The sequence below is a fragment of the Dendronalium phyllosphericum CENA369 genome, assembly GCF_016056275.1.
Classification (GTDB): Bacteria; Cyanobacteriota; Cyanobacteriia; order Cyanobacteriales; family Nostocaceae; genus Dendronalium; species Dendronalium phyllosphericum.
On the sequence record NZ_JAECZA010000067.1, the window covers coordinates 24,060 to 31,393 of the forward strand.

The following is a 7,334-nucleotide window of genomic DNA, read 5'->3' on the forward strand; positions in this document are numbered from 1 at the left end:
GTTCCAACGCCGTCTTCACTACACCCCACACCCTACCCCCTACACCCTGTTCAACTGCTCCCCTGCCCCTCCGCTCCCTTATCTACCTATATCGAGTCTGAGAAATTGCCCGCCGCCATGAGTCCCGTAATCTGCTGCGATGGTCGGCGCTAATTGTTGGCTCAAACTGCTTCTCTACCTGCCACAGCTCTACAATTTCTTCTTGGCTGTCCCAATAGCCAACGGCTAGCCCTGCTAAATAAGCTGCCCCCAAGGCAGTGGTTTCTGTGATTTTGGGACGGACAACGGGCACGCCAAGAATATCTGCCTGAAACTGCATCAACAGGTCATTGCGGGATGCCCCTCCATCCACCCGCAGTTCTGACAGTTCCAGCCCCGAATCTTGATGCATAGCATCAATCACATCAGCCGTTTGATAGGCAATGCTTTCCAAGGCAGCACGGGCAATATGAGCGCTGGTTGAGCCGCGCGTTAAGCCAACAATTGTACCGCGAGCATAGCTATCCCAATAAGGTGCGCCTAAGCCGACGAAGGCAGGCACAAAATAGACACCGTCGTTATCAGCAACACTCCCAGCCAGCGGTTCCACATCTGCACTGCGCTTGATAATGCCAAGTCCGTCGCGCAACCACTGCACAACTGCCCCAGCAATGAATACACTCCCTTCTAGAGCATAACTGGTATGTCCGTTGATGCGCCAGGCGATTGTAGTCAGCAGTTGATGATAGGATGGGGTGGGGCGATCGCCTGTATTCAAGAGTATAAAGCAGCCTGTACCGTAAGTATTTTTCGCCATACCAGATTGCAACGATGCTTGTCCAAAGGTTGCAGCCTGCTGGTCTCCGGCAATTCCGGCAATGGCGATGCGGCTACCTAAAAGACCTTCAGCCGTATATCCATATACTTCTGACGAACTCCGCACTTGGGGCAGAATGGCACGGGGAATATCGAGAATTGCCAGCAGTTCATCATCCCAATTTTGAGTGTGAATGTTGAATAACAGAGTCCGGCAAGCATTAGTTACATCTGTGATGTGGAGTTCCCCCTGAGTCAGCCTCCAGATTAACCAACTATCGACAGTGCCAAATGCCAATTCTCCACGTTCGGCTTTTTCGCGGGCATCAGGTATATTATCCAGCAACCACTTGAGTTTCGTGCCGCTAAAGTAGGCATCAATTACCAGTCCCGTTTTCTTCTGGAATGTTGCCTCATATCCGGTTGCCTTGAGTTCATCGCAGTAGCCAGCGGTGCGGCGATCCTGCCAGACGATCGCATTATAAATCGGCTTGCCCGTTTTGCGCTCCCAGACAATTGTCGTTTCCCGTTGATTAGTGATGCCAATGGCAGCAATATCACTTGTGCGGATATCAATGCGAGCTAGAGCTTCGTTGGCAACACCAATTTGAGAAGACCAGATTTCGTCAGCATTATGCTCTACCCAAGCCGGCTGCGGAAAAATTTGTTGAAACTCTTTTTGAGCAACAGTCATAATGTCGCCATTGCGGTTAAATACAATAGCGCGAGAGCTAGTAGTGCCTTGGTCAAATGCCAAAATGTATTTAGTCATTAGTCAATAATTGATTCTTGACATTTGATTACTTTAAAAGAAAATATGCACATAGATAGATGAAAAATTAGTCTTTATGTAGTGGCATTATATACATAACCGTATTCAAGTAAAGAAGATCGAAAAATTAGTACGCTAGATAAATAATGCGGTTACAAGAATATTGATGTTAAAGGTCAACCGCTTACGCTTGCAGGGTTTAGACAATTCGCTAGTAGTACGAATTGCAAGTGCGATCGCAATTTTGGTCGGTGTCTTGGTACTGCTAGGCTGGAATTTCCACATCGAAGTTCTGAAAGCAGGCTTCCCCGGAAGTGCAGCAACAATGAAAGCAAATACAGCATTCTGCTTTGTATTATCTGGGATCTCGCTGTGGCTATTGCAAAAAGGAAAGGATAATCAGTTCGATTTGGATAGGGAGAAGAAAACAAGGGTAAATAAAGAAGATTCTCCTCGTCGCTATGTCTTCTATTTCCTACTTTCCAGGCTTTTTGCCGCAGCAGTTGCCTTAGTTGGTTTGCTGGCACTGATGCAATATCTGTTCGGCTGGAATCTCAGTATTAACGAACTGCTGTTTCGTGACTCCCCAAGCACTGTGACAACATTCCGTCCAGGGCTAATGGGGTTGAATACAGCACTCAATTTTATCCTGATTAGCAAAGCTATAGATTTGTTAGCTTCCCAAAAAAACCACCGTAGCTATTGGTATGCTCAGATTATTGGTCTGTTAGCTGCTTTGATTTCCTTACAGGCTATCATAGGCTATACCTACAAAGTGCAAGTCCTCTACGGCATTGCCCCCTACACAACATCAATGGCATTACACACGGCAGTGACATTTATTTTGCTTTGTGTGGGAATTTGGTGGGTGTATCCAGACAAAGGATTTATGCGGGTAATTACTAGCAATACTTACGGTGGCTTACTGGCACGTCGTTTGTTAGGTGCGGCGATCGCAGTACCTTTGGTATTGGGATGGTTCATAGCTCAAGGTCAACAAGCTGGATATTACAGCCCGATTTTCGCCTTATCTTTGTTTGCCATTGTTTTGATTGTGATTTTTGTCTTTTTGGTATGGCAAAGTGCCGCAGTTATTGAACGTCTTTGCCGCCAAAGTGAAATCGAGCGCCAGCAAGCAAACAAACAAATAGTACAACTTAACAAGAATTTACAGCGCCACATCACCGAATTAGAAACTTTGTTGGAAGTAATTCCCATTGGAATTGGCATCGCCGAAGATCGGGAGTGCCAAAAAATTAAAGTCAATCCGGCTTTTGCCAAGCAGTTGGGGATATTATCAGACAATGCCTCCCTCAGCATTTCCAGTGATGAAAAACCAACCTTTAAAGTCTACCGAGAAGGTAAAGAACTGTCGCCAGCAGAACTCCCCATGCAATACGCTGCTACTCATGGCGTGGAAGTCCTAGATTTTGAAGCTGAAATTATCCATGAAAATGGAAAAATAGTCAAGCTGCTAGAGTATGTCGCGCCACTGTTTGATGAAGAGGGTAAAACCAGAGGCTCAGTCGGTGCATTTTTGGATATCACAGAGCGCAAGCAGGCAGAGGCGTTACTGCGGAATCAGCACAAATGGCTAGAAGATGTGCTTAATTTGATGCCAATGCCACTATTGTTTATCGAGCCAGGAACGGCACGAGTGATTTTTGCCAATCGAGCTGCGAATGAATTGGCAGGAGGCGAATTTCCTCAAGGTGTATCAGCCGCCGATTATCATACAGTTTATCACTACACAGATGCCGCAGGCGAACGCATCCCTAACGAGCAAATGCCTGGGGTACGGGTTGCCCGTGGAGAGCGACTCGATGGCTTAGAAATCAAGTGGCATACGAGTGGAGGCGTGCGATCACTACATATATTTGCTGATAGTCTGCCAGCTATGCACGGTTATCCAGCTACCTGTTTGTTGGCATTCCAGGACATTACCAACCTCAAGCAGGCAGACAAAGCATTGTCATTGGGTTACAAAAGACTCCAACTACTTTTCAGTACAGCCAGCGATCTACTATCTAGCCAACAGCCAATAGCACTACTCGACAGCGTTTTCCACAAACTTGCAGCGCAGATTGGTTTGGATGTTTACTTTAACTATTTAGTAGAAAACGAGCGGGTAATGCGGCTGGCCTCCTTCACAGGCATCTCTGAGGAACTAGCTAAAGAAATTGAATTTTTAGAATACGGGCAAGCAGTGTGCGGGACTGTAGCCCAGAAACGCCGCCCAATTTCTGTAGAAAGCGTGCAGCACTCTAGCGATCCCAAAACAGACTTGATTCGCTCTTTGGGCATTACTGCTTATTATTGTTACCCACTAATGGCCCAAGGGCGGCTGTTGGGTACTCTTTCCTTTGGCAGCCGCAGTCGCACTACTTTCACCGATAATCAAAGAGGAATGATGCAAGCAGTGTGCGACCAAATAGCGATCGCCATGGAACGTGCTGGCTTAATTACTTCTTTACAGCAACAAACAGAGCAGTTGAGCCAAGCCAACCGCATGAAGGACGAATTTTTAGCGATATTGTCCCATGAATTGCGATCGCCCCTCAACGCCATCTTTGGTTGGACGCAATTACTGCGTGCCCGCAAGCTCAACGAAACTCAGATAGCTAAAGGGCTGGAAACCATCGAGCGCAATGCGAAAGCGCAAACTCAGCTAATTGAAGATTTGCTCGATATCTCACGCATAATTAGAGGCAAATTGCAACTCAATGTTCGTACTTGCAATTTGGTTGCGATTATTGAGTCAGCCATTGAGACTGTCCAACTAGCTGCCCAAGCCAAAGAAATCGATTTGAGATTTTTCCTATCAGCTGTTGAAAAGCCACAAAATTTAGAATTGGAATCAACAGTAAATAGCAAAAACCCGAAGTCTGGCTTGCTCGTAGCCCAGCATACACCTACAAGCATCTTAGTTTCTGGCGATGTCGAGCGTTTGCAGCAAATTATCTGGAACTTGTTATCTAACGGCATCAAATTTACACCGTCAGGCGGCAGAGTTGAAATCAAGCTGTCAACTGTTAGTAGTGAAGAAAAACAAGGGATACCTGACAACTACGCTCAAATCCAAGTGATTGACACAGGTATTGGTATTAGTCCAGAATTTCTGCCTTACGTCTTTGACCGCTTTCGTCAAGCTGATAGTTCTAGTACAAGGTCATACGGTGGATTGGGACTAGGATTAGCGATCGTCCGTCATTTAGTAGAATTGCATGGCGGTACTGTCGAGGCAGACAGTCAAGGCGAACAGCAGGGAGCAACATTTACAGTCAAGCTACCCCTCAGTTCGTCTAATTCTCAACCCCTTTATCCTCCATCTCCTCTACCCTCTTTTTCTTCTACCCCTGTCCATCTAGGCCCCTCACTCTTAGGCGTGCGCGTGCTAGTTGTAGACGACGAAGCCGATAGCCGTGACTTTATTTCTACAGTACTTCAACAGTGTCAAGCCGAAGTTGAGGCAGTCAGCTCGGTAAAAGAAGCATTGCAGGTAATTTACCAGTGGCAACCAGATGTTTTGGTTAGCGACATTGGGATGCCAGAAGAGGATGGTTACTCTTTGATTCGCAAATTGCGATCGCAACCTCCCGAACAAGGCGGAAAGATTCCAGCAGCAGCCTTGACAGCTTATGCCAGAGCAGAGGATCGCACCCGCGCAATCAAAGAAGGTTATCAATTGCATTTGCCTAAACCCATAGAGCCAGCTGAATTAACTACAGTAGTTGCTAGCCTCGTGGGACGCACTTGAGGGGAGCAGGGGAGCAGGGGAGCAGGGGAGTAGGGGGAGATAAAACTATTAACTCCTAACTCCTGTACAGACGCGTAGACGCTCGTAAGAGCGGTGAGGCAGTCCGGTCTTGGGGTCTCCCCAAGTAGAGGAACTGCTGTTAGCGCAGCGTTAGCGACGCAGGAGCGTCACCCGAAGGGCTTCTCGTAAGAGTATAATCGCGTCTCCTACCATCAAAACACAATCGTCCAACCCTGCTTTTCGCTATCTTTCTTGGTATAAGAAACACCGTCAATTTTGGTTCCTTTATCATCAAGAAGGGTGATGATACCACCATTATTGTCTAGTTGAATGGCATCGCTCAAAGGCACTCTTAAAACTTCACCCGGATTGATAATGCCACTAAGGCTTTGCTTGCGTTTGATACGATCTGCAAGTGCCCAACCATTCAATTCCACTTTTTCTGGTGAAGTATTGATTAAACTCACTGTTTCTTTGCCTACGTCGTCTCCAAAAGGATTCACCAAAGCAGCAAGAATGCGAATTGCCGCAGTTGTGGGCGGAATTACCACATCTAGTCTGTTGCCGGTGGTGTCGTCGGTATGGAAAGACTGGGATTGGAAGGCTAAGAATATACCCACCCATTGATTGCGCGTTGGGTAATAAATTAGCAGTCCGCCATCTTGCCAAACACCATTATCCTTTTGAAATTTAGCGGCATTGCCTTGGTTCATGTGGATGTCATGAATACCATTGCCAGGAAGAAAACCAAAGTATTTATCCTTGACATCTTCTTCAGGCCCCCACCTTTCACCAAACGGGTAGAGGACTGCATCCGGTGAAGCGATCGCCCGTGCAATGTATAGTTCTAGTAATTCGTTGAGGTCGTTATCTGGCCCTGGTATGTTGTATGGCAAGGGTTTCATTTGATTGGGATCGAATAAATTCCCTCGGATGAAGTCTAAAGCTAGTCCACCGGGCTTTCTTGCTAACTCATGGAAGCCCAAATCTAATTCCTGTAATTCTTTAGTGATGGGATGAGAGAAATTTTCGTCTACAAAGTACAGCAATTCTGAGGGACTTTCCTGAGATTTGACGTTGATAGCAATGCGATACTTTTGTTTTTCGTCAGTTACAAGTACTTGGTAATGGGGAGAAGGCCCTTCTCCTAGCTTGCGATTTATAGCCCGACTTTTCAGAACACCGTAATTTTTTAAAGACATCTATTTCTCCTCAATTTCATGGTGTGGGTACTAAGCTAATCGTCATTTATTTTTTCAGGATGATTCGCATGTAGTCAGGACTTTAGCCATGATTATATGCAACTTTCATGCTGGTTAACTTACTGGTTGCAAACTTACAATATTGACCGTCAGCCACGAGCGATCGCAGTCAATACATGTAAAAATTTAGACTTTCTACTTTCTACTCTCAAGTCTTTCTTACAGAGCGTTAATCTGAATTATGCCTAAGTGTTACTCTACATATACATAGCTAGCTAGTATCATATTAATATGCTAACTCAGTGTTATTAGGTATGATAGTACCCTGTGGGGTGATTGTTGCTTCGGCGATCGGCAGTTATTGACAAACAAGCGATAGGCAATGTGGATAAGCGTAAGAATTAGCTGCTAGTAATTTTGCACCTTGATAAGTATTAAATATGCTGCTGGCTGTTGTCCGAAGATTATCGATCAAACGCGCATCTTCACCAAACGCTTTCAAGGCAAAGCTCCACCAACTACGCTCCTGAATTATTAGTTGCGTAATTTCCACATGACAACCGTTATCGATATCTTCGTTAGTAGCAACTGCTTGTACCGAAAAGTTAGATAAAACTCGGTAAGGTTGGGAGTAGCGAACTTTCTGGACATTTACCCCCCCTTCGGGGCGGGAGTGGGGAGTAGGGAGTAGGGAGTAGGGGAAGAAATTAGCCCCGAAAAAGGTTAAAGCCTCGCCCGCAAGTGGCGCGAAAAATCCTTGTATTGCACAAGATAGGTTGAAACCCCGCCCCGAAGGGGGCGGCTTAGT

4 protein-coding genes and 1 pseudogene are annotated in these 7,334 nt (G+C 46.0%); 2 read left to right on the forward strand and 3 right to left on the reverse strand.

Translation table 11 applies throughout. The features are described 5' to 3' along the window. Positions 1–82: 82 nt before the first annotated feature. On the reverse strand, positions 83–1,567 hold the full coding sequence (gene glpK / locus I8752_RS15215) for a glycerol kinase GlpK (RefSeq protein ID WP_214433154.1): 1,485 nt from the start codon (positions 1,565–1,567) through the stop codon (positions 83–85). A 166-nt stretch (positions 1,568–1,733) separates the two neighbouring features. On the opposite strand from glpK, the gene I8752_RS15220 reads away from it, so the two are divergent. Beyond that, on the forward strand, positions 1,734–5,324 hold the full coding sequence (locus tag I8752_RS15220) for an ATP-binding protein (RefSeq protein WP_214433155.1): 3,591 nt from the start codon (positions 1,734–1,736) through the stop codon (positions 5,322–5,324). Between the two features lie 212 nt (positions 5,325–5,536). Here the strand turns inward: I8752_RS15220 and I8752_RS15225 are convergent, their stop codons facing one another. Beyond that, positions 5,537–6,526, reverse strand: coding sequence for a DUF2278 family protein (locus tag I8752_RS15225; RefSeq protein WP_214433156.1), 990 nt, complete (start codon positions 6,524–6,526; stop codon positions 5,537–5,539). Positions 6,527–6,622: 96 nt separating this feature from the next. On the opposite strand from I8752_RS15225, the gene I8752_RS15230 reads away from it, so the two are divergent. Continuing rightward, positions 6,623–6,775 (forward strand): hypothetical protein, encoded by a 153-nt coding sequence (locus tag I8752_RS15230; RefSeq protein ID WP_214433157.1) that lies wholly within the window; start codon positions 6,623–6,625, stop codon positions 6,773–6,775. A 109-nt stretch (positions 6,776–6,884) separates the two neighbouring features. On the opposite strand, the pseudogene I8752_RS15235 reads toward I8752_RS15230, so the two are convergent. Continuing rightward, positions 6,885–7,334, reverse strand: a pseudogene (locus tag I8752_RS15235) (hypothetical protein); the annotation flags it as partial.

Bases quoted from the DNA above. Each gene is read 5' to 3' on its own strand.
- I8752_RS15230 (WP_214433157.1), top strand. From the start codon at position 6,623: ATGCAACTTTCATGCTGGTTAACTTACTGGTTGCAAACTTACAATATT.
- glpK (WP_214433154.1), bottom strand. From the start codon at position 1,567: ATGACTAAATACATTTTGGCATTTGACCAAGGCACTACTAGCTCTCGC.
- I8752_RS15225 (WP_214433156.1), bottom strand. From the start codon at position 6,526: ATGTCTTTAAAAAATTACGGTGTTCTGAAAAGTCGGGCTATAAATCGC.
- I8752_RS15220 (WP_214433155.1), top strand. From the start codon at position 1,734: ATGTTAAAGGTCAACCGCTTACGCTTGCAGGGTTTAGACAATTCGCTA.